The organism is Kitasatospora sp. NBC_01250 (genome assembly GCF_036226465.1).
Classification (GTDB): domain Bacteria; phylum Actinomycetota; class Actinomycetes; order Streptomycetales; family Streptomycetaceae; genus Kitasatospora.
The window spans coordinates 7,154,306-7,173,304 of the sequence record NZ_CP108476.1 but is presented as its reverse complement, the minus strand read 5'-3'; the positions used below and the strand labels follow the sequence as shown (position 1 = coordinate 7,173,304).

Sequence of the window (18,999 nt, the reverse complement as noted above, 5' to 3'; positions counted from 1 at the left end):
GACCCTTCGTCAGCTGATATGAGGGGGGGTTGACGGCAGGCCCTAGCTCAGGCCCTCCGCGAGCGCCTTCTCGGTCGCGGCCCGGACGGCGGCCTCGACCTGCGCGGGCAGCGGTCCGCGCGGCGGCCTGGTGGGCCCGCCGGGCAGCCCGGCGATGTCCATCGAGAGCTTGATCGCCTGGACGAACTCGGTCTTGGAGTCCCAGCGCAGCAGCGGGTGCAGCGCCCGGTAGAGCGGCAGCGCGGTGGCCAGGTCGTGGGCGACGGCGGCCCGGTAGAGCGCGACCGAGGCCTCGGGCAGCGCGTTCGGGTAGCCGGCGATCCAGCCCACCGCCCCGGCCAGCGCGAGTTCGAGCAGCACGTCGTCCGCGCCGATCAGCAGGTCCAGCCCCGGCACCAGCTCGGCGATCTCGTAGGCCCGCCGGACATCGCCGCTGAACTCCTTGACGGCCACGATGCTGCCCTCGCCGTGCAGTTCGGCCAGCAGCTCGGGGGTGAGGTCGACCTTGGTGTCGTACGGGTTGTTGTACGCCACCACCGGCAGGCCGACCTTGGCCACCTCGGCGTAGTGCGCGCGCACGGCGGCGGCGTCGGCCCGGTAGGCGTTGGGCGGCAGCAGCAGCACCGACCCGGCGCCGGCCTCGGCGGCCTGCTCGGTCCAGCGCCGGGACTCCGCGCTGCCGTACGCCGCCACGCCCGGCATCACCCGGGCGCCGTCGCCCGCCGCCTCGACGGCGGTGGTGACGACTCTGGCGCGCTCCTCGGCGGTGAGCGTCTGGTACTCGCCGAGCGAGCCGTTGGGGACCACGCCGTCGCAGCCGGCCGCGATCAGGCGCTGGACGTGCTCGGCGAAGGCGTCGTAGTCGACGGAAAGGTCCGGGCGCAGTGGCAGCGCGGTGGCGACCATGATGCCGCGCCACGGACGGGTGCGATCGTGCTGGGGGTGGGTCACGAGCGACTCCTTGGTGAGGTGTGACATTTTATGAAGGGGGAACGAGATCGTGCAAGGGGGCGCTCCCGGTGTTCGCGTCCCCGGTGGATCAGTCCGACGGCAGCTCCGCCAGGTCACCGAGCCGCACCGGACAGGAGAACGGCCGACGGTCGGCAGCCGGCTCCTCAGCCCCGGCACCAGCACCGGCCAGGCAGGCGACGGCCGGACCGCACATCCGGCCCTGGCACCAGCCCATCCCGGCCCTGGTGAGCAGCTTGACGGTGCGGGCGTCACCGGCGCCCAGCTCCTGGACCGCCTCGGTGATCCGGGCCAGCGGCACCTCCTCGCAGCGGCAGACCTCGGTCTCCGGGGAGAGCCAGCCCGTCCAGCCGGGCCCGGGCCGGTGGACGGCCGCCATCAGCTCGGCGAAGGCGCGCAGTCGCCGGCGCCGGGCCAGCAGCGCGGCGGGCGGCTGCTGGCCGGCGATCGTCGCCGCAGCCAGTTCGCCCTCGGCCAGCGCGAGTTCCGCGCCGCCCACCCCGCAGGTCTCCCCCGCCGCCCAGAGGCCGGGCACGGTGGTGCGCTGGCCGGCGTCGACCCGCAGCGCCAGGGTGCCGTCCGGCACGGTCCTGGTGGCCGCGCCCAGCTCGGTGGCCAGCTCCAGCTGCGGCACCAGACCGTGCCCGACGGCCAGCGCGTCGCAGGCGATCCGCCGCTCGGTGCCGGGCAGCGGACGCCAGGTACGGTCCAGCCTGGCCACCGTGACGGCGCGCACCCGGTCGGTGCCGTGCGCCTCGATCACGGCGTGGGCGGTGCGCGGACGCACGGCGTGCCGGGCCAGCGCGGCACCGTGCACGACGCCCTCGGCCAGCTTGCCGGGGACCGCGGCGAGCGTGCCGGGGCTCCGGGCGTACCCGAGGTAACCGCCCGCCTCCAGCAGCGCGGGCACCTCGGCCCCGGCGGCGGCCAGCGAGGCGGCCACCGCGAGCAGCAGCGGCCCGCTGCCGGCCACCACGATGCGCCGGCCCGGCAGCACCAGGCCGGCCTTGAGCATCGCCTGCGCCCCGCCGGCGGTGACCACCCCGGGCAGCGTCCAGCCGGGGAAGGGCAGCTGGCGCTCGTAGGCTCCGGTGGCCAGCAGCACCGCACGGGCGTCGACCCGGCCGGTGCTCCCGGCCCCGGACTCGACACCGGAACTCGTGTGCAGGCGCCACCCCGTCGACGCCCCGGACACCGGCGGCGCTCCCGGCAGCGGCACTCCTTGCACCAGCACGACGTGGTGCCGCAACCGGACCTCGACCCGCCCGGCTTCGCGGTGCTCCGCCAGCCGCCGGGACAGCGCCGTGAAGGTCGACCAGTGGTGGTGCAGCCGGTCGGGGCGGGCGGCCCGCAGCTCGGCGGCGGGGTGACGGTAGTACTGGCCACCGAGACCGCCGCCCGCGTCCAGCAGCACGCAGCGCAGGCCCCGGTCGGCGGCGGCCACCACCCCGGCGAGCCCCGCGGGGCCGGCGCCGATGACGGCGAGGTCGTAGCCGGCGCCGCCGGCCGCGACACCCGTCGACCCGGACAGCTCGGACGACCCGGACGACCCGGACGGCTCAGACGGCGAGTTCGGCATGGCCGTGCCCTTCCTGCGTCGTGACGGTGTCGCCGGGCGCGGCCGGGAGCAGACAGGTGCGCTGGTTGGGCCGGCCGTTGACAGTGGCCAAGCAGTCGTAGCAGGCGCCGATCCCGCAGAAGGCCCCGCGCGGCCGGCCGCCCACCCGGGTGGTGCGCCAGGCCACGATGCCCTGCGCCCAGAGTGCGGCGGCGATGCTCTGGCCCGGCAGCGCGGGGATCGCCCGGCCGTCGAACTCGATGGTGTGGGCCGGCCCCGGGGTCGCCGCGACCAGCGCGGCGGGAGTGCGGGGACCAGGGCGGGGACGGCGCATGGGCGGGGTCCGTTCTGCGCGGGGGCGGACAGGAGCGGCGGACAGGATCAGGGCGGACGGGAACGGGACGGGCAGGAACAGGACGGGCAGGGCAGGCGGTCGGCGGTCAGTCGTCGAAGCGCTCGGGCCGGAGCGCCGCAAGGTCGACCCCCGCGCGATCCACCGCCCGCCGCCCGGTCAGCTGGTCGGCGATCAGCAGCCCGGTGGCCGGCGCCAGGCCGATGCCAGCGCCCTCGTGACCGCAGGCGTGGTAGAGGCCGGGCGCCCGGGGGTCCGCGCCGATCGCGGGCAGGTGGTCCGGCAGGTAGGGGCGGAATCCCCGGTAGGCGCGCAGCACCCGCACCCCGGCCAGCACCGGGAAGAGCGCGGTGGCCTGGGCGGCCAGCCGCTGCAGCGCCTCGACGGAGACCGTCCGGTCGAAGCCGACCCGCTCCCGGGTGGCGCCGATCAGGACCGGGCCGCCCGGGGTGCCCTCCACCACGGCGGAGCTCTGCAGCGCGGCCGACCCACTGGCCACGTCCGCCACGTAGTCGGCGGCGTAGACCTTGTGCCGCACCACCCGCGGCAGCGGCTCGGTGACCAGGACGAAGCCGCGCCGGGGCAGCACCGGCAGGCGCACCCCGGCCAGCGCGGCCACCTCCCCGCCCCAGGTGCCCGCCGCATTGACCACCGCGCCCGCCGCCAGCTCGCGCCGGGCGGTGCGCACGCCACGCACACCTGGCGCGCCGGACCGACCGGCCGCCGGGTCGAGCAGCAGGGCCGTCACCCGCTCGCCGGGGTAGAAGACGGCACCGGCCCGGCGCGCCTCGCGCAGCAGGTGCGCCGCGGCCAGGGCGGGCTGCACCTGGGCATCCTCGGGGTAGTGGAAGCCACCGGCCAGCCCGGGGGCCAGGTGCGGCTCGTGGTCGGCCAGCCGATCGGCGGCGACCTCCTCGGCCCGCACCCCGGCCGCTGCCTGCCGGGCCGCGAAGGCGCGCAGCGCCTGCTGCCCGGCCGGCTCGGCGGCCACCACCAGGCCGCCCTTGGCCTCGTACTCGATCGCTGCGGGCAGCTCCTCGGCCAACTCGCGCCAGAGTCGGGCGGAGAGCCGGGCGAGGTCGAGCTCGGGGCCCGGCGCCTTGTCGGAGAGGAGCAGATTGCCCTCGCCCGCACCGGTGGTCCCGCCCGCGACCGGTCCGCGGTCGACCACGCCGACGGACAGGCCGGCGCGGGCCGCGTAGTACGCGCAGGCGGCACCGACGATGCCGGCACCGATCACCACGACGTCATGGGATGGTCTCGTGAGCACACCAGTAATATGTCACATTGCCTTCATCGTGCCAAGGTCCTCCGGGGTCCGGACATGCGCATGCCCCGGTCCGCGGCAGCGGTCCGGGGCATGCGGCACAGCGAGGGCCGGGAGTCCGTCAGGTGATGTCGTCGTCCACCTGCTCGCCGCGCGCGGGCGGGACGGAGGCCACCGGCGCAGCCGAGGCGACGGCGGGGGCCGAGGCGGCGACCGACTCCGCGCCCTCGACGCCCTCGACCGACAGGTCCAGGTGCGAGGCTTCCTCGTCCGACAGGGCGGCATCCGGGTTGCGGCGCAGCCGGCGGCGGTCGTTGAGCAGGGCGAAACCCACCGCCACGAAGTAGAGCACCCAGATCGGCGAGGCCAGCGCCAGCATGCTGACCGGGTCGGCGCTGGGCGTGGCGACGGCGGCGAAGACCGTGATCGCCATGACCATGGCGCGCCACCAGCCGAGCATCCGCTTGCCGGAGAGCACTCCGCCCAGGTTGAGCATCACCAGCAGCAGCGGGAACTCGAAGGCCAGGCCGAAGACCAGCAGCATCCGGGTGGCGATGTTGAGGTAGTCCTCGACCGGCAGGATCTGCTCCGCGCCGATCGGGGTGAACGAGCCCAGCACCTCGATGGTGGTCGGCATCAGCAGGTAGCCGCAGGCGACGCCGCCGAGGAAGAGCGGGGTGCCCAGCCCCAGGAAGGTCAGCGTGTAGCGCTTCTCGTGCCGGTGCAGGCCGGGCGAGATGAAGGCCCAGGCCTGGTAGAGCCAGATCGGGACAGTGGCCACCAGGCCGGCCAGCAGACAGACCTTCAGGGTGAGGTTGAAGGGCTGGGTGACACCGATCACCGCCACCTTGGCGCAGTGCTTGATCCCGGGCAGCGGCTTGCCGTCGGGCCCGCACTCCGGCAGCGGCCGCATCAGGAAGTGCAGCAGCTCGTTCTTGAAGTACGCCGCCACGATCGTGCAGAGCACGATCGCCAGGACCGACTTGACCAGCCGGTTGCGCAGCTCACGCAGGTGGTCGCCCAGGGACATCCGTCCGTCATCGTGCTTGGGCGGCTTGGAAGACTTGCTCAACCCCGGTCCTCAAACTCGTGCGTCATGGCGCGCCGGGCGGCGGCCACTGGGTGGACCGGTCGCCCGCTCAACGCGTGCGGCCGGTTCGCTGCTCGGTGGCCGGCCGCGCGGTGGAGGAATCACCGGGTGCGGCCTTGATGGTCAGTGCCGGGTCGGCCTGCGGCGGCGCGACCGGCGGCTTCGCTTCCTTGTCGAACTCCTCGCGCAGAGCGGCGGTCTCGCTCTTCAGGATCCGCAGTGACCGTCCCAGGGCGCGGGCCAGATCGGGCAGCCGCTTGCCGCCGAAGAAGACCGCCGCCATCAGGATGATCACCAGGAACGCCAGGATCCTGCCCATGGACGACTACCTTCTGACTCGGCGCGGTTGTCCGGGCCCGACTGGACCCCGGCCGCTGCTGGACGGGACGACGCGGCCCGCGGGTACACCCGGCGCCACGGTGAGAGCCTAACCCGCGCGCTGCGGCGGCAGGAGACCCCCGGCTCACCCACGGGTGAAGTTTGGGCGGCCGCGGGGCACCCGCGAGGTGGTCGGCACCGGCCGCGGCCTCAGCGGCGCACGCTCTCGACGCTCTCGCCCAGTTCCTCGGCCGCGCCGGTCAGCGCCTGCGCGGCGCCGTCGACCTGCTTGGCCAGGCTCCGGACATCCAGCCACAGCCGCATCCCGAGCACCCCCAGCACCAGCAGCCCGGCGGTGGCCAGACCCACCGCGCCCATCAGCACCCAGGTCCCGGTCATCCGTCCACCGCCTGGAGCAGGCGGATGGTGGAGACCCCCGCACCGGTCAGCGCCGCCACGATCTTCTCCCCGGCCGGCTTGCGCACCGCAGCCCCGCAGGCGGGGCAGGTGAAGCTGTAGAAGGTGCGCTCCTTGGTCCGCCCGAGCGCCAGGCGGAACTCGGCCGCGGCCAGTTCCACCTTCTCCCGGCACTGCGAGCAGTAGACCTTGAACCGGGTGTCGGCCGTCGTCTCCGCGGCGTCGGCGGTCGCAGCGGTGTCGGCCGTCGCAGCGGTGTCGGCGCTCACGGCTGCTCCGGGTACCCGGCCAGCGCCGCGAGCGCGGCGGCCCTGGCCTGCTCGGCCAGCGGCCCGGGTGCCACGATCCGCCCGTCGCGGCCCAGTCGCAGCGCCAGCGTGCGCAGGCCCGAGGGGTCCGAGCTGCGCAGGGTGATCCGCAGGCCGCCGTCCGGCAGTTCCTCGGCCAGGTCGTGCGTGTAGTACTCGGCCACCCAGCGCCCGCCGGGGCCGACCTCGACCACCACCTCGGGGTCGTCGGCGGCCGGGTTGACCAGGCCCTGGGAGAGGTCGCGCGGCTCCAGCCGGGGCGGATCGGCCGGCTCGTCGAGGATCCTGATCTCGGCGACCCGGTCCAGCCGGAAGAGCCGGCGGTCCTCGGAGGTGCGGCACCAGCCGTCCAGGTAGGTGTGACCCTCCGTCAGCAGCCGGATCGGGTCGACCTCACGCTCGGTCATGCCGCCGCGCCCGTGCGAGTAGTAGCGCAGCCAGATCCGCCGGCCCTCGCTGAGCGCGCGGTCGATGTCGGCGAAGACCTGGCCCTCGGCCTCGAAGGTCACCCCGACCCGGGCGCTGCCCTCGGCGCTCTCCCCCGCCGCGTTCTCGATCTTGGCGACGGCCCGGGTGAGCGCCTGGCGGTCCCGCTCGCGCAGGCCCGGCAGACCGGCCACCGCCCGGGCGGCCACCAGCAGCGCGGTGGCCTCGTCGGCGGCCAGCCGCAGCGGCTGGGCCACGTCGTCGACGTTGTGCCACCAGATCCGCTCACCGTCGGTGTCGATGTCCAGCAGGTCGCCGCCGCGGAAGCTGGTGCCGCACATCGGCAGCACGTTCAGGTCGGCGATCAGCTCGCGCTCGGTGATCCCGAAGGCCCGGGCCACCTCGGCGACCTCCGCACCGGGGCGCTCGCGCAGGTAGGTGACCAGCGAGAGCATCCGCCGGGTCTGGTCGATGGCGTTGCTCACCCTCAGGCTCCTTCGACGGTGTCGACAGCGGAAACGGCGGACGCACCGGCACCGGTGCGCCCGGGCGGGGCGAGCGGCGGCAGCCCCGCCACCGCGCGCAGCCGGTCGACGACCTCGGCACGCAACTCCTCGGGCGCCAGCACCACCAGGTCGGGCCCGTACTCGGCCAGGTTGGCACCCAGCCCGTGGCCGTAGGGGATCTCCAACTCGTCCCAGTCGGCGTCCAGCTGACGGGTGGCCAGCGCCTTGGTGCGCAGCGGGAAGCCCGCCCCGCGGCGCAGCCGCACGGTGGCCGAGGCGGTGGCGCCCTCGCCGGCGAAGGTGGCCACGTAGGCACGGACGTCCACGTGCTCGGGCACCGGCGCGGTGAAGGCCGCCGCCCGGGAGCGGACCTTGCCGGTGATCCGGCTGAGCCGGAAGACCCGCACCGCGCCGCGGTCGCGGTCCCAGCCGGCCAGGTACCAGTGGCCGCGCCAGCACTCCAGCGCCCAGGGCTCCACCGAGCGCGGCTCGGTGACGGCGGCGCCGGCCTTGCGGTAGTCGAAGGCGACCGGGCGCCGGTCGCGGGCGGCGAGCAGCAGCGGCTCGAAGGCGGCCTCGCGCGCCGGGATGGTGGGCTCCAGCGCGGTGCGGCCCTCGGCGGCGTCCTCGGTGAACGGCACGCCGGCCGCGCGCAGCTTCTGCAGCGCGCCGCTGGCCGCACCGGAGAGCCTGGCCTGCTGCCAGACCCGGGCCGCCAGGCTCAGCGCGGCGGCCTCCTCGGCGTCCAGCGCGATCTCCGGCAGCCGGTTGCGGTCGCGCCGGGCCAGGTAGCCGGCCTCGCCGTCCAGGGTGTTCTCGTCGACGTCGATCACCAGGCCCAGCTCGCGCAGGTCGTCCTTGTCCCGCTCGAACATCCGGTTGAAGGCGTCCTCGCTGCCGGACTGCCAGGCCTCCCGATAGGCCTCGACGGACTCCCGCAGTTCCCGCTTGGAGAGCGGCCTTCTGGTGTTCATCAGGCACAGGGCGAGATTCATCAGCCGCTCTGCCTTGGCGATCGCCATCGCTGACCCTTCCGATATCCGCTGTCGGCCGCGCCGAGCGCGGGGCCGGCCCCGATCTTCCGGGCCCGGCGACCCTGACCGTACCGGGTGCGGGACCTGCGGCGAAAGCCGAGATCGCGCGGCGCGTCAGGAGAAGCGAACGGCGCCGGCCGCGCCTGCTGGTGGCAGGGTGCGGCCGGCGCCGGAACGGGATCAGACCGAGATGAGGTCGACCACGAAGATCAGCGTCGAGTTCGGCGGGATCAGCGGGGTCGGCGACTGCTTCCCGTAGCCCAGGTGGGCCGGGATGGTCAGCTTGCGGCGGCCACCGACCTTCATGCCCTGCACGCCCTGGTCCCAGCCCTTGATGACCCGGCCGCCGCCCAGCGGGAAGCGGAAGGTCGAGTTACGGTTCCAGCTGGCGTCGAACTCCTCGCCGGTCTCGAAGGTGACACCGACGTAGTGCACCTCGACGTTGGCGCCGGCCTTGGCCTCGGCGCCGGTGCCGACCTCGATGTCCTCGATCAGCAGCTCGGCCGGAGCCTCGCCACCCGGGAAGTCGATCTCCGGCTTCGTCTTCTGCGTCACAACTGCCTCTTTTCATCGGCCGCCGTCGGCGGCCCCACGTCACGTCCACACAGCACGGCGGCGGATCCGCCGCACGACGGCTTGGTCACAAGCCACCGTACGGGCATCCGCCGCCCGTGCAGTTCAGGCCCGGCCGCGGGTCACCCCGCGGACCGGAAGCCCCCATCTTGTCATCCGCTCTGGCCGGAACCCTGCCCCGCGTCCAGGATGTCGACCACGAAGACGAGCGAGGCGTTGGCCGGAATGCCGCTGCCGGCCGGCGGCTGGTCCTTGTAGGCCATCGACGCCGGGATCACCAACTCGATCCGGCTGCCGACGTTCTGGCCCACCACGCCCTTGTCCCAGCCCTCGATGACGTTGCCGCCGCCGACCGCGAAGCTGAACGCCTGGCCCTTGTCGAGCGAGGAGTCGAACTTCTTGCCGTCCTTGAGGGTCACGCCGGTGTACTGGACCAGCACCTGGTCGCCGTTGGCGATCTTCGGGCCCTTGCCCTGGATCAGCACGGCGGTCTTGAGGTCGGTCGGGTCGGTCACGTTGGCCGGCGGGGTGATGGTGTCGGCCTTCTTGTCGCCGTTCACCTTCACCTGCGGGAAGTCGGCCGGCGGCGGCGTCATGTCACCGCTGACCCGCGCGTCGGGCGCGTTCACCCGCTGGATGTCGGCCACCAGCACCAGGGTGTCCTTCGGGGCCAGACCCATGCCCTGGTTGCCCTGGTCGCCGAAGGCGGCTGCCGGCGGAGCGACGATCAGCACCCGGCTGCCCGCCTTCTGACCCACCAGGCTGGAGTCCAGGGCCGGGATCACACCGCCGGTGCCGGGCTGCAGCAGCAGCGGCTTGCCCAGGTCGTAGGAGCCCTGCAGGTCCTTGCCGCTCTGCCAGTCCTTCAGGGTGTAGTCGACGGAGACCCAGTCACCCTTGTTGATCTTGGCGCCGTCGCCCTCGGAGATCGGCTTGACCACGAAGGTGCCGTCGGGCGCCTCGGAGGGCACCGTGATGGTCGCCTTCTTGCCGAAGTCGCCGGAGACCGTCGGCAGCACCTTGGCGGTGTCCTTGATCGGCGGCACCGGCGCCTGGCTGGGCGAGGGCGGGGTGCTCGGCGCACTGGTGGCGGAGTCCGCGGCGCTGCTCTTGTCGTTGTGCTGGTTGACGACGTAGATGCCGATGCCGCTGCCGACCAGCAGCACCGCCAGCACCACGCCCAGCACGGCGCCCAGCCGTCCGCCGCCGCCCACGTTCTCGTAGTCGGCCTCGGAGATCTGCTGCTTGCGCACCGTGGAGGCGAAGACCTGCGGCTCCTCCGGCTGGGCACCGGCCGACGGAGCGGCCACGCGCTCGCCGGGCGCCGTCCAGCCGGCCTGCTGCTTGAGCACCGAGGGCGGGATGACGATCGATTCGCCGTCTCCCGACACCGGGCCACCCGGCCGCGACGCCGCCGGGCCGGTGACCGCGCCGCTCACGCCGTCGTCGGTCTCGCTCGGGTCCGGTGGATTCTCAGCCATTTCTCCCCATCCTCGCCATCAGGTCGCTCGCCGCTGTGCGAATCGGCAGCAGTATGTCAGTTCGCCCTGAGCACGGGCACTCATCGAGTGTGCATGACACACCGGAATTTCCCGCCCGCCCGGTGGACCGGCGCCCGCCTGGTCCCGCCGCCGGTCAGACGGCCGCCAGGATGTCGATCACGAAGACCAGCGTGGAGTTGGCCGGAATGCCGTTCTGCGCTTGGTCCTTGTAGCCGAGCGCGGGCGGGATCACCAGCTCCACCCGGCTGCCCACCGGCTTGCCGACCAGCCCCTGGTCCCAGCCCGCGATCACACTGCCGTTGCCGATCTGCAGCGCCTGCGCGCCGCCGTGGCTCCAGGACGAGTCGAACTGCTGGCCGTTGCTCCACAGCACCCCGGTGTACTGCACCAGCAGCGTCTGGCCCGACTGCACCGGCTTGCCGTCCCCGGTGATCAGCACCGAGGTCTGCAGCTGGGTCGGGGCCGGCTCGCCGGGCGGGATGGTGATCGTCGGCGCGGCCTTGCCGTTGTCCTTGACCTGCGGCATGTTCGCGGGCGGCGCGGTGGGCGTGCCGGTGACCACCGAGTCCTGCGGCACGGCCTGGGTGATGTCCAGCGCGAAGACCACGGTCTCGTTCTTGCCGACCCCGAGCTGCTGGTTGCCGTTGTCGGCGAAGGCCGTCGCGGGCGGCGCGACCACCAGCACCCGGCTGCCCACCTTCTTGCCCACCACGCTCTGGTCGAAGGCCGGCACCAGCTGGCCCAGCCCCGCCTGGTAGAGCTGCGGCTTGGAACCCGCGTCGTAGGAGCTGGGCACGTCCTTGCCGGTGGTCCAGTCCTTGGCGGTGTAGTTCACCGTCACCCAGTCGCCCTTGTTGACCGTGGCGCCGTCGCCCTCGATCACCGTGCTCACCACGAACTGGCCGCTCGGCTGGCCGCTCGGCAGCGTGATGGTCGCCTTCTTGCCGAACTCCCCGCTCACCATCGGCATCGGCGAGGCCGAGCCCACCGGGGCCGGCACACTCGGCGAGGCGCTGGTCGGAGCCGGGGACGGCCCGCTCTTCGCAGGCGTGCCGCTGCTGCACGCGGCAAGCACCAGCATCGGCAGCAGTACGAGCAACCCGGCTCTGCGGCGCACGGTGGTCCTCACTGTCGGTCACATCATCTACGGATCGGTGGACTCGACCACCCTAGGCCGTGAATCCCCGTCACCGGAGCAAGGCGGGCCGACGACATGCGGCGGGGAGGTGATCAGTCATCCGACCTGATCACCTCCCCGCCGCCGAGCAGCCGTCACATGCCCGCGATCAGCTTCTCCACCCGCTCGTCCACCGAACGGAACGGGTCCTTGCACAGGACCGTGCGCTGCGCCTGGTCGTTCAGCTTCAGGTGCACCCAGTCCACCGTGAAGTCGCGGCGCTGCTCCTGCGCCTTGCGGATGAAGTCGCCGCGCAGCCGGGCCCGGGTGGTCTGCGGCGGCACCGACTTGGCCTCGAAGGTCTTCAGGTCGGTGGTCACCCGCTGCGCCTGGCCCTTGTTCTGCAGCAGGTAGAAGAGCCCGCGCCGACGGTGGATGTCGTGGTAGGCGAGGTCGATCTGGGCGATCCGCGGGTTGGACATGCTCATCTGGTGCTTCTCGCGGTAGCGCTCGATCAGCTGGTACTTCATGATCCAGTCGATCTCGGTGCCGGCCTTGGCCAGGTCCTCGGTGCGCACCGCCTCCAGCGTGCGGCCCCACAGCTCGAGCACCCGGGCCACCGTGCCAGTGTTCAGGCCCTTGCGGTCGGCGAAGTCCAGCGCCTTGGTGTAGTACTCCTCCTGGATCTCCAGGGCGCTCGCCTCCCGCCCGTTGGCCAGGCGCACCTGGTGGCGCCCGGTGAGGTCGTGGCTGACCTCGCGGATCGCCCGGATCGGGTTCTCCAGGGTGAGGTCGCGCATCACCACACCGGCCTCGATCAGGCGCAGCACCAGGTCGGTGGCGCCCACCTTGAGCAGCGTGGTGGTCTCCGACATGTTGGAGTCACCGACGATCACGTGCAGCCGGCGGTACCGCTCGGCGTCCGCGTGCGGCTCGTCACGGGTGTTGATGATCGGGCGCGAGCGGGTGGTGGCCGAGCTGACGCCCTCCCAGATGTGCTCCGCGCGCTGGCTCACGCAGAAGACGGCACCGCGCGGGGTCTGCAGGACCTTGCCGGCACCGCAGATCAGCTGCCGGGTGACCAGGAAGGGGATCAGCACGTCCGCGAGCCGGGAGAACTCCCCGTGGCGGGCCACCAGGTAGTTCTCGTGGCAGCCGTAGGAGTTGCCGGCCGAGTCGGTGTTGTTCTTGAAGAGGTAGACGTCCCCGGCGATGCCCTCCTCGTGCAGCCGCCGTTCGGCGTCCACCAGGAGACCTTCGAGGATCCGCTCGCCCGCCTTGTCGTGGGTCACCAGCTCGGTGACATCATCACACTCCGGGGTGGCGTACTCGGGGTGCGAACCGACGTCAAGATAGAGGCGGGCGCCATTGCGCAGGAAGACATTGCTGCTGCGGCCCCAGGAAACTACGCGGCGGAAGAGGTACCTGGCCACCTCGTCCGGAGACAGACGCCGTTGTCCCCGGAACGTACACGTGACGCCGTACTCGTTCTCCAGCCCGAAAATTCGGCGGTCCATGCCTGGACTTTACGCTTTTGCCGGGGTCCTGAAACCGTTTCGGACACGCCAATCGGATCACGATCCGTGCCGGCGCCGTCACACCCGGGCACGCCGGTGGGGTGCGGCGCCATCGGCTCCGCACCCCACCGCGGGGGCCGCCCTCACTCCTCGGAGGAGGCCTCCGCGGCCGTCTCCCCCTCGGCGCCGTCCGCGCCCTCGGCGCTCGCGTCGCCGCTGAGCAGCCGGCTGAGCTGGGCGCCCAGGACCCGCTTGAACTTGCGCTGCTGGGGCCGGTTGCGGTCCAGCACCGCCACCTCCAACTGCTCGGCGGTCAGGATGCGCGGCGTGCCGCCGTTGGGGTCACGCGCCAGCGACTCGACGGCCAGCTTGAGCGCCTCGGCCAGCCCCAGGCCCTCCTGGTGACGCTGGCTCAGGTAGGTGCCGATCGAGTCGGCGTTGCCGCCGACCACCACGGTGTTCCGCTCGTCCACCACCGAGCCGTCGGGGGTGAGCCGGTAGATCTGGTCGTCCTCGGCGCCCCGGCCGACCTCGGCGACGATCAGCTCCACCTCGTACGGCTTCTCGCCGGTCGAGGAGAAGATGGTGCCCAGCGTCTGGGCGTAGACGTTGGCCAGCCCACGGGCCGTCACATCGGCCCGGTCGTAGGAGTAACCGCGCAGATCGGCGTAGCGCACGCCGCCGATCCGCAGGTTCTCGAACTCGTTGTAGCGACCGACCGCGGCGAAGGCGATCTTGTCGTAGATCTCGGACACCTTGTGCAGCGCCCGGGAGGTGTTCTCCGCCACGAAGACGATGCCGTCGGCGTAGGTGAGCACGACCACGCTGCGACCGCGCGCGATGCCCTTGCGGGCGTACTCCGCGCGGTCCGCCATGGCCTGCTGCGGCGAGACGTAGAACGGTGTGGACACCGGCTGGTCATCCCCTTCTGGATGGGCCTCTCCCGCCCGACGGCGGGCAAGGAGGGAGGGTGGCGGACTAGAGGAGCGGGGCCTGCGGGCCGTCGGGCTGGCTGCGGCGGTGCTCGGTGACGGAGACCGCGACCGCGGACACCTCGTCCTCGGAGAGCCGGCGCAGTCCGTCCTCGGTGATCAGGGTGACGATCGGGAAGATCCCTCGCGCCAGGTCGGGCCCGCCGGTGGCGGAGTCGTCGTCGGCCGCGTCGTAGAGGGCCTGGACCACCAGGGTGGCGGCCTGGTCCTCGGTCAGCCCGGTGCGGTAGAGCTTCTTCAGCGAGCCACGGGCGAAGACCGAGCCGGAGCCGGTCGCGGCGAAGCCGCGCTCCTCCGAGCGGCCGCCGGTGACGTCGTAGGTGAAGATCCGCCCGCGCCCGAGGTCCAGGTCGTAGCCGGCGAACATCGGCACCACGGCCAGGCCCTGCATCGCCATGCCCAGGTTGCCCCGGATCATGGAGGTCAGCCGGTTGGCCTTGCCCTCCAGCGAGAGCACGGTGCCCTCGATCTTCTCGTAGTGCTCCAGTTCCAGCTGGAACAGCCGGACCATCTCGACCGCGAGGCCCGCAGTGCCGGCGATGCCGACCGCGCTGTACTCGTCGGCCGGGAAGACCTTCTCGATGTCGCGCTGGGCGATCACGTTGCCCATGGTGGCCCGACGGTCACCGGCGATCACCACCCCGCCCTCGAAGACCGCCGAGACGATGGTCGTCCCGTGCGGCGCCTCGATCGTCAGTCCCTCCGGCAGGACCCGCCGTCCGGGCAGCAGCTCGGGCGAGTGGGCCGCCAGGAAGTCCACGAAGGAGGAGGACCCGGGCGTCAGGAAGGCAGCCGGTAGACGCCCGGTGCCACTCATGTTGGCTTCCACACGATTCCTTCCAGGTAGTCAGCGGCCCGGCGAGGGGCGTCGAGCCGGTCCCGCATTGCTGTCCCAGCGCCGCGCCGCGCGCGAAGCAGAGGATGCCACGGACCCTACCCGTTTCGTGGTCGTGATCCACATGCTCGGCGGGCTCGGTCGCAAGAGACCGGCACCCGGCGCCGGCGCGGGCAGAACGGGACGCGCTGCAGGCACGACAGGGCGCCTGCAGCGCGTTCCATCCGATCGGTTCTTTTACGGCATCAGCGCTCACCGATACCCGACCGCATTTCGGCACTGCTCCGCGAAATGCGATTCGGATACGGACTACTCGCCGCCCTTCTGGACAAATCCCCGGACAAAGTCCTCGGCGTTCGACTCGAGTACTTCGTCGATTTCGTCCAGTACGGAATCGACGTCCTCGCCCAGCTTCTCCTGGCGCTCCTTGAGCTCCTCGGACTGCTGCGCCTCCGCGGCCTGCTCCTCGACCTCATCCGAGGAGCGGTTGGCCCGCTGCTGGCCGCCGCCGGTGTCCTTGGTCGCCATGTCCCTCACCCCGCTCGCATTCGTCTGGCACGTTGGTCCGGGCTTGCTGCTCAGACCCTATACACCGGGTGGCGACTAGCGCTGCCCGTTTGGATCGTGTCCACGGGTGCCGCGGACACGGCCGGATCGCCGTTCGGTCCTGCTCCTTGATGAACGCTCGGACCGCACCTGGATGATTCCCCGCCGGGACTGTTTCACCCCACGTCAGCGATCAGTCACCCACCGGAAAGGAAGCGGACCAGCTCCTCCGCGGTGCGGCAGCGGTCCAGCAGCTCCTTGACGTGGTTGCGGGTGCCGCGCAGCGGCTCCAGGGTGGGCACCCGCTGGAGCGAGTCGCGCCCCGGCAGGTCGAAGATCACGGAGTCCCAGGAGGCCGCGGCGACGTGCTCGGCGTACTGGTCCAGGCAGCGGCCGCGGAAGTAGGCCCGGGTGTCCTCGGGGGGCTGGTGGACGGCGCGCAGCACGTCCTCCTCGGTCAGCAGGCGCTCGAAGCGGCCCCGGGCGACCAGGCGGTTGTAGAGGCCCTTGGCCTCGCGGACGTCGCTGTACTGGAGGTCGACCAGGTGCAGCCGGGGGTTGTCCCAGTCGAGCCCGTCGCGCTGCCGGTAGCCCTCCAGGAGCTCCTTCTTGGCGATCCAGTCGAGCTGCTTCGACAGGCTCATCGGATCGCGTTCCAGCCGGCCCAGCACGTCCTCCCAGCGGGAGAGCACGTCCTTGGTCTGCTCGTCGGCGTCGTGTCCGTAGCGGTCCTCGACGTACTTGCGGGCCAGCTCGTAGTACTCCGACTGCAACTGGACCGCGGTGAGTTTGCGGCCGTTGCGCAGTGTGATGAGGTACTGCAGCGAGGGGTCGTGGGAGACCCGGTGCAGGGTGCGCACCGGCTGGTCGACGGCGAGGTCGACGGCGATGAAGCCGTCCTCGATCATCGACAGCACCAGCGAGGTGGTGCCGAGCTTGAGGTAGGTGGAGATCTCCGAGAGGTTGGCGTCGCCGATGATCACGTGCAGCCGGCGGTACTTCTCGGCGTCCGCGTGCGGTTCGTCGCGGGTGTTGATGATCGGGCGCTTGAGGGTGGTCTCCAGGCCGACCTCGACCTCGAAGTAGTCGGCGCGCTGGCTGATCTGGAAGCCGTTCGCGGAGCCGTCCTGGCCGATGCCGACCCGGCCGGCGCCGGTGACCACCTGGCGGCAGACGAAGAACGGGGTGAGGTGGCGCACGATGTCGGCGAACGGGGTGGCCCGCTGCATCAGGTAGTTCTCGTGGGTGCCGTAGGAGGCGCCCTTGTTGTCCGTGTTGTTCTTGTACAGCAGGATGTTCTGCCCGTTGGGCAGCTCCAGCGCGCGGGCGGCGGCCTCGGCCATGATGCGCTCGCCGGCCTTGTCCCACAGCACGGCGTCGCGCGGGTTGGTGACCTCAGGCGAGCTGTACTCGGGGTGGGCGTGGTCGACGTAGAAGCGGGCCCCGTTGGTCAGGATGATGTTGGCCAGACCGATGTCCTCGTCGGTGAGCTGGCTCGCGTCGGCCACCTCCCGGGCGAGGTCGAATCCCCTCGCGTCCCGCAGCGGGTTCTCCTCCTCGAAGTCCCAGCGGGCGCGGCGCGCCCGGTGCATCGCCGCCGCGTAGGCGTTGACGATCTGGGACGAGGTGAGCATGGCGTTGGCGTTGGGGTGTCCGGGTACGGAGATCCCGTACTCGGTCTCGATGCCCATCACGCGCCTTACGGTCATGCGGCCCTCCTTGCCCGTCGCCCCGCCCCTAGCGGGCGGGACACCGACGTCCCTGCTGTGCACCGCGGCTGACGGTCCGTTGGATCCGTCAGCCGCGGGTCGTGCCTGGCGTTGTCAGAGGTACTGTCCGGTGTTGGCGACGGTGTCGATCGAACGGCCGGACTCGGCGCCCTGCTTGCCGGTGACCAGGGTGCGGATGAACACGATCCGCTCGCCCTTCTTGCCGGAGATCCGGGCCCAGTCGTCCGGGTTGGTGGTGTTCGGGAGGTCCTCGTTCTCCTTGAACTCGTCCACGCAGGCGGCGAGCAGGTGGGAGACGCGCAGGCCGCGCTGGCCGTGGTCGAGGAAGTCCTTGATCGCCATCTTCTTGGCCCGGTCCACGATGTTCTGGATCATGGCGCCGGAGTTGAAGTCCTTGAAGTACAGGACCTCCTTGTCACCGTTGGCGTAGGTGACCTCCAGGAAGCGGTTCTCCTCGGTCTCGCCGTACATCCGCTCGACCACGGACTGGATCATGGCGGCGACGGTGCTGTCCACCGAGCCGTCGTGCTCCTTGAGGTCGTCGGGGTGGAACGGCAGCGAGTTCTTGAGGTACTTGGAGAAGATGTCCTTGGCGGCCTCGGCGTCCGGACGCTCGATCTTGATCTTGACGTCGAGCCGGCCCGGGCGCAGGATCGCCGGGTCGATCATGTCCTCGCGGTTGGAGGCGCCGATCACGATGACGTTCTCCAGGCCCTCCACGCCGTCGATCTCGGCGAGCAGCTGGGGGACGATGGTGTTCTCCACGTCCGAGCTGACGCCGGAGCCACGGGTGCGGAAGAGCGACTCCATCTCGTCGAAGAAGACGATGACGGGTGTGCCCTCGCTGGCCTTCTCCCGAGCCCGCTGGAAGACCAGGCGGATCTGCCGCTCGGTCTCGCCGACGTACTTGTTGAGCAGCTCGGGGCCCTTGATGTTGAGGAAGTAGCTCTTGCCCTGGGGCCGCCCGGTGACCTCGGCCACCTTCTTCGCCAGCGAGTTGGCCACCGCCTTGGCGATCAGCGTCTTGCCGCAGCCGGGCGGGCCGTAGAGCAGCACCCCCTTGGGCGGGCGCAGCTCGTACTCCTTGAAGAGGTCGGCGTGCAGGTAGGGCAGCTCGACCGCGTCGCGGATCTGCTCGATCTGGTTGCTCAGGCCGCCGATCTGCCGGTAGTCGATGTCCGGGACCTCTTCGAGGACCAGCTCCTCGACCTCGGACTTGGGGACCACCTCGTAGACGTAGCCGGAGCGCGGCTCCATCAACAGGGCGTCGCCCGGGCGCAGGGTGATCTCGCGCAGCGGCTCGGCCAGCCGCACCACCCGCTCCTCGTCGGTGTGCCCGACGACCAGCGCGCGTTCGCCGTCCTCCAGCACCTCCTTGAGGGTGACCAGATCGCCGATCGACTCGAAGGCGAAGGCGTCGACGACGTTGAGCGCCTCGTTGAGCAGGACCTCCTGCCCACGGCGCAGCTCGTCCAGCTCGATGGTGGGGCTGACGTTGACCCGCAGCTTGCGACCGCCGGTGAAGATGTCGGCGGTACCGTCCTCGTTCTGGGCGAGGAAGGTACCGAAGCCGGCCGGCGGCTGAGCGAGCCGGTCGACCTCCTCCTTCAGGGCGACGATCTGGTCGCGGGCTTCGCGCAGCGTGGCGGCGAGCCGCTCGTTCTGCGCGGTCACCCCGGCCAGGTTGGTCTGGAGCTCGACGATCCGGTCTTCGAGAACCCTCGAAGAGCGCGGAGAGTCGGCCAGCTTGCGACGCAGCACGGCGATCTCCTGCTCCAGGTACGAGACCTGTGCGGCCTCGTCGGAACCACGGGCGGGCTTTCCGGCACTGCGGTTGTAGTCGTCTTCGTGGGCTGCCACGGTCCTCACCTCCTCCGGGGAGCGGGATGCTTCCAGACCCTACCTGCACCAGGGGTCGTGTAAACCCCTAGATCAAGAAAGA

20 protein-coding genes are annotated in these 18,999 nt (G+C 71.7%); 1 reads left to right on the top strand and 19 read right to left on the bottom strand.

Annotated features, from left to right (window positions below; translation table 11 throughout):
* Nucleotides 1-42: 42 nt before the first annotated feature.
* The 13 genes from OG500_RS30410 to OG500_RS30350 form a co-directional block, all read right to left on the bottom strand.
* Nucleotides 43-906 (bottom strand): dihydrodipicolinate synthase family protein, encoded by an 864-nt coding sequence (locus tag OG500_RS30410; protein WP_329587831.1) that lies wholly within the window; start codon nucleotides 904-906, stop codon nucleotides 43-45.
* 133 nt (nucleotides 907-1,039) lie between these two features.
* Entirely contained in the window at nucleotides 1,040-2,548 is a 1,509-nt protein-coding gene (locus OG500_RS30405) for an NAD(P)/FAD-dependent oxidoreductase (RefSeq protein ID WP_329584673.1), read from the bottom strand.
* On the bottom strand, nucleotides 2,529-2,861 hold the full coding sequence (locus OG500_RS30400; RefSeq protein ID WP_329584671.1) for a (2Fe-2S)-binding protein: 333 nt from the start codon (nucleotides 2,859-2,861) through the stop codon (nucleotides 2,529-2,531). The genes OG500_RS30405 and OG500_RS30400 overlap by 20 nt, the downstream gene beginning before the upstream one ends.
* Before the next feature lie 106 nt (nucleotides 2,862-2,967).
* A complete protein-coding gene (locus OG500_RS30395; protein WP_329584669.1) occupies nucleotides 2,968-4,149 on the bottom strand; it encodes an NAD(P)/FAD-dependent oxidoreductase in 1,182 nt (393 codons plus the stop codon).
* Between the two features lie 118 nt (nucleotides 4,150-4,267).
* Nucleotides 4,268-5,218 carry a twin-arginine translocase subunit TatC gene (tatC, locus tag OG500_RS30390; RefSeq protein ID WP_327070033.1) on the bottom strand — a complete coding sequence of 317 codons (951 nt, stop codon included), beginning with the start codon at nucleotides 5,216-5,218 and terminating at the stop codon, nucleotides 4,268-4,270.
* A gap of 67 nt (nucleotides 5,219-5,285) precedes the next feature.
* Nucleotides 5,286-5,555 (bottom strand): twin-arginine translocase TatA/TatE family subunit, encoded by a 270-nt coding sequence (locus OG500_RS30385; RefSeq protein WP_327070032.1) that lies wholly within the window; start codon nucleotides 5,553-5,555, stop codon nucleotides 5,286-5,288.
* A 209-nt stretch (nucleotides 5,556-5,764) separates the two neighbouring features.
* Nucleotides 5,765-5,953, bottom strand: coding sequence for a hypothetical protein (locus tag OG500_RS30380; RefSeq protein WP_327070031.1), 189 nt, complete (start codon nucleotides 5,951-5,953; stop codon nucleotides 5,765-5,767).
* A complete protein-coding gene (locus tag OG500_RS30375; protein WP_327070030.1) occupies nucleotides 5,950-6,240 on the bottom strand; it encodes a hypothetical protein in 291 nt (96 codons plus the stop codon). Before OG500_RS30375 ends, OG500_RS30380 begins: the two co-directional genes overlap by 4 nt.
* Nucleotides 6,237-7,160, bottom strand: coding sequence for a helix-turn-helix transcriptional regulator (locus OG500_RS30370; protein ID WP_327071741.1), 924 nt, complete (start codon nucleotides 7,158-7,160; stop codon nucleotides 6,237-6,239). Before OG500_RS30370 ends, OG500_RS30375 begins: the two co-directional genes overlap by 4 nt.
* 32 nt (nucleotides 7,161-7,192) lie before the next feature.
* The gene (locus OG500_RS30365; protein WP_327070029.1) at nucleotides 7,193-8,233 is read right to left on the bottom strand and encodes a helix-turn-helix transcriptional regulator; all 1,041 of its coding nucleotides are present in this window, start codon (nucleotides 8,231-8,233) and stop codon (nucleotides 7,193-7,195) included.
* A 192-nt stretch (nucleotides 8,234-8,425) separates the two neighbouring features.
* Nucleotides 8,426-8,800 (bottom strand): FKBP-type peptidyl-prolyl cis-trans isomerase, encoded by a 375-nt coding sequence (locus tag OG500_RS30360; RefSeq protein WP_327070028.1) that lies wholly within the window; start codon nucleotides 8,798-8,800, stop codon nucleotides 8,426-8,428.
* 170 nt (nucleotides 8,801-8,970) lie between these two features.
* On the bottom strand, nucleotides 8,971-10,299 hold the full coding sequence (locus tag OG500_RS30355; protein WP_327070027.1) for an FKBP-type peptidyl-prolyl cis-trans isomerase: 1,329 nt from the start codon (nucleotides 10,297-10,299) through the stop codon (nucleotides 8,971-8,973).
* Between the two features lie 154 nt (nucleotides 10,300-10,453).
* Nucleotides 10,454-11,284 carry an FKBP-type peptidyl-prolyl cis-trans isomerase gene (locus OG500_RS30350; protein ID WP_327071740.1) on the bottom strand — a complete coding sequence of 277 codons (831 nt, stop codon included), beginning with the start codon at nucleotides 11,282-11,284 and terminating at the stop codon, nucleotides 10,454-10,456.
* Here OG500_RS30350 and OG500_RS30345 point away from each other — a divergent pair.
* Nucleotides 11,262-11,567, top strand: coding sequence for a hypothetical protein (locus OG500_RS30345; protein WP_327070026.1), 306 nt, complete (start codon nucleotides 11,262-11,264; stop codon nucleotides 11,565-11,567). The genes OG500_RS30350 and OG500_RS30345 overlap by 23 nt on opposite strands.
* Nucleotides 11,568-11,592: 25 nt before the next feature.
* Here the strand turns inward: OG500_RS30345 and pafA are convergent, their stop codons facing one another.
* From pafA to arc, 6 genes are all read right to left on the bottom strand, one after another.
* Entirely contained in the window at nucleotides 11,593-12,954 is a 1,362-nt protein-coding gene (gene pafA / locus OG500_RS30340) for a Pup--protein ligase (RefSeq protein ID WP_327070025.1), read from the bottom strand.
* Between the two features lie 143 nt (nucleotides 12,955-13,097).
* Nucleotides 13,098-13,865, bottom strand: coding sequence for a proteasome subunit alpha (prcA, locus tag OG500_RS30335; protein WP_329584665.1), 768 nt, complete (start codon nucleotides 13,863-13,865; stop codon nucleotides 13,098-13,100).
* 67 nt (nucleotides 13,866-13,932) lie between these two features.
* A complete protein-coding gene (gene prcB / locus OG500_RS30330; RefSeq protein ID WP_327070023.1) occupies nucleotides 13,933-14,775 on the bottom strand; it encodes a proteasome subunit beta in 843 nt (280 codons plus the stop codon).
* Between the two features lie 315 nt (nucleotides 14,776-15,090).
* On the bottom strand, nucleotides 15,091-15,309 hold the full coding sequence (locus OG500_RS30325; protein WP_327070022.1) for a ubiquitin-like protein Pup: 219 nt from the start codon (nucleotides 15,307-15,309) through the stop codon (nucleotides 15,091-15,093).
* A gap of 215 nt (nucleotides 15,310-15,524) precedes the next feature.
* On the bottom strand, nucleotides 15,525-17,036 hold the full coding sequence (dop, locus tag OG500_RS30320) for a depupylase/deamidase Dop (protein WP_329584662.1): 1,512 nt from the start codon (nucleotides 17,034-17,036) through the stop codon (nucleotides 15,525-15,527).
* A 114-nt stretch (nucleotides 17,037-17,150) separates the two neighbouring features.
* Nucleotides 17,151-18,917 (bottom strand): proteasome ATPase, encoded by a 1,767-nt coding sequence (arc, locus tag OG500_RS30315; RefSeq protein ID WP_327070020.1) that lies wholly within the window; start codon nucleotides 18,915-18,917, stop codon nucleotides 17,151-17,153.
* Between the last annotated feature and the right edge of the window lie 82 nt (nucleotides 18,918-18,999).

What these genes read in the sequence shown, in the direction of transcription:
- OG500_RS30410 (WP_329587831.1), bottom strand. Translation starts at nt 906, where the DNA reads ATGGTCGCCACCGCGCTGCCACTGCGCCCGGACCTTTCCGTCGACTAC.
- OG500_RS30405 (WP_329584673.1), bottom strand. Translation starts at nt 2,548, where the DNA reads ATGCCGAACTCGCCGTCTGAGCCGTCCGGGTCGTCCGGGTCGTCCGAG.
- OG500_RS30400 (WP_329584671.1), bottom strand. Translation starts at nt 2,861, where the DNA reads ATGCGCCGTCCCCGCCCTGGTCCCCGCACTCCCGCCGCGCTGGTCGCG.
- OG500_RS30385 (WP_327070032.1), bottom strand. Translation starts at nt 5,555, where the DNA reads ATGGGCAGGATCCTGGCGTTCCTGGTGATCATCCTGATGGCGGCGGTC.
- OG500_RS30380 (WP_327070031.1), bottom strand. Translation starts at nt 5,953, where the DNA reads ATGACCGGGACCTGGGTGCTGATGGGCGCGGTGGGTCTGGCCACCGCC.
- OG500_RS30370 (WP_327071741.1), bottom strand. Translation starts at nt 7,160, where the DNA reads ATGCTCTCGCTGGTCACCTACCTGCGCGAGCGCCCCGGTGCGGAGGTC.
- OG500_RS30365 (WP_327070029.1), bottom strand. Translation starts at nt 8,233, where the DNA reads ATGGCGATCGCCAAGGCAGAGCGGCTGATGAATCTCGCCCTGTGCCTG.
- OG500_RS30355 (WP_327070027.1), bottom strand. Translation starts at nt 10,299, where the DNA reads ATGGCTGAGAATCCACCGGACCCGAGCGAGACCGACGACGGCGTGAGC.
- OG500_RS30350 (WP_327071740.1), bottom strand. Translation starts at nt 11,284, where the DNA reads ATGGTGAGCGGGGAGTTCGGCAAGAAGGCGACCATCACGCTGCCGAGC.
- pafA (WP_327070025.1), bottom strand. Translation starts at nt 12,954, where the DNA reads ATGGACCGCCGAATTTTCGGGCTGGAGAACGAGTACGGCGTCACGTGT.
- OG500_RS30325 (WP_327070022.1), bottom strand. Translation starts at nt 15,309, where the DNA reads ATGGCGACCAAGGACACCGGCGGCGGCCAGCAGCGGGCCAACCGCTCC.
- dop (WP_329584662.1), bottom strand. Translation starts at nt 17,036, where the DNA reads ATGACCGTAAGGCGCGTGATGGGCATCGAGACCGAGTACGGGATCTCC.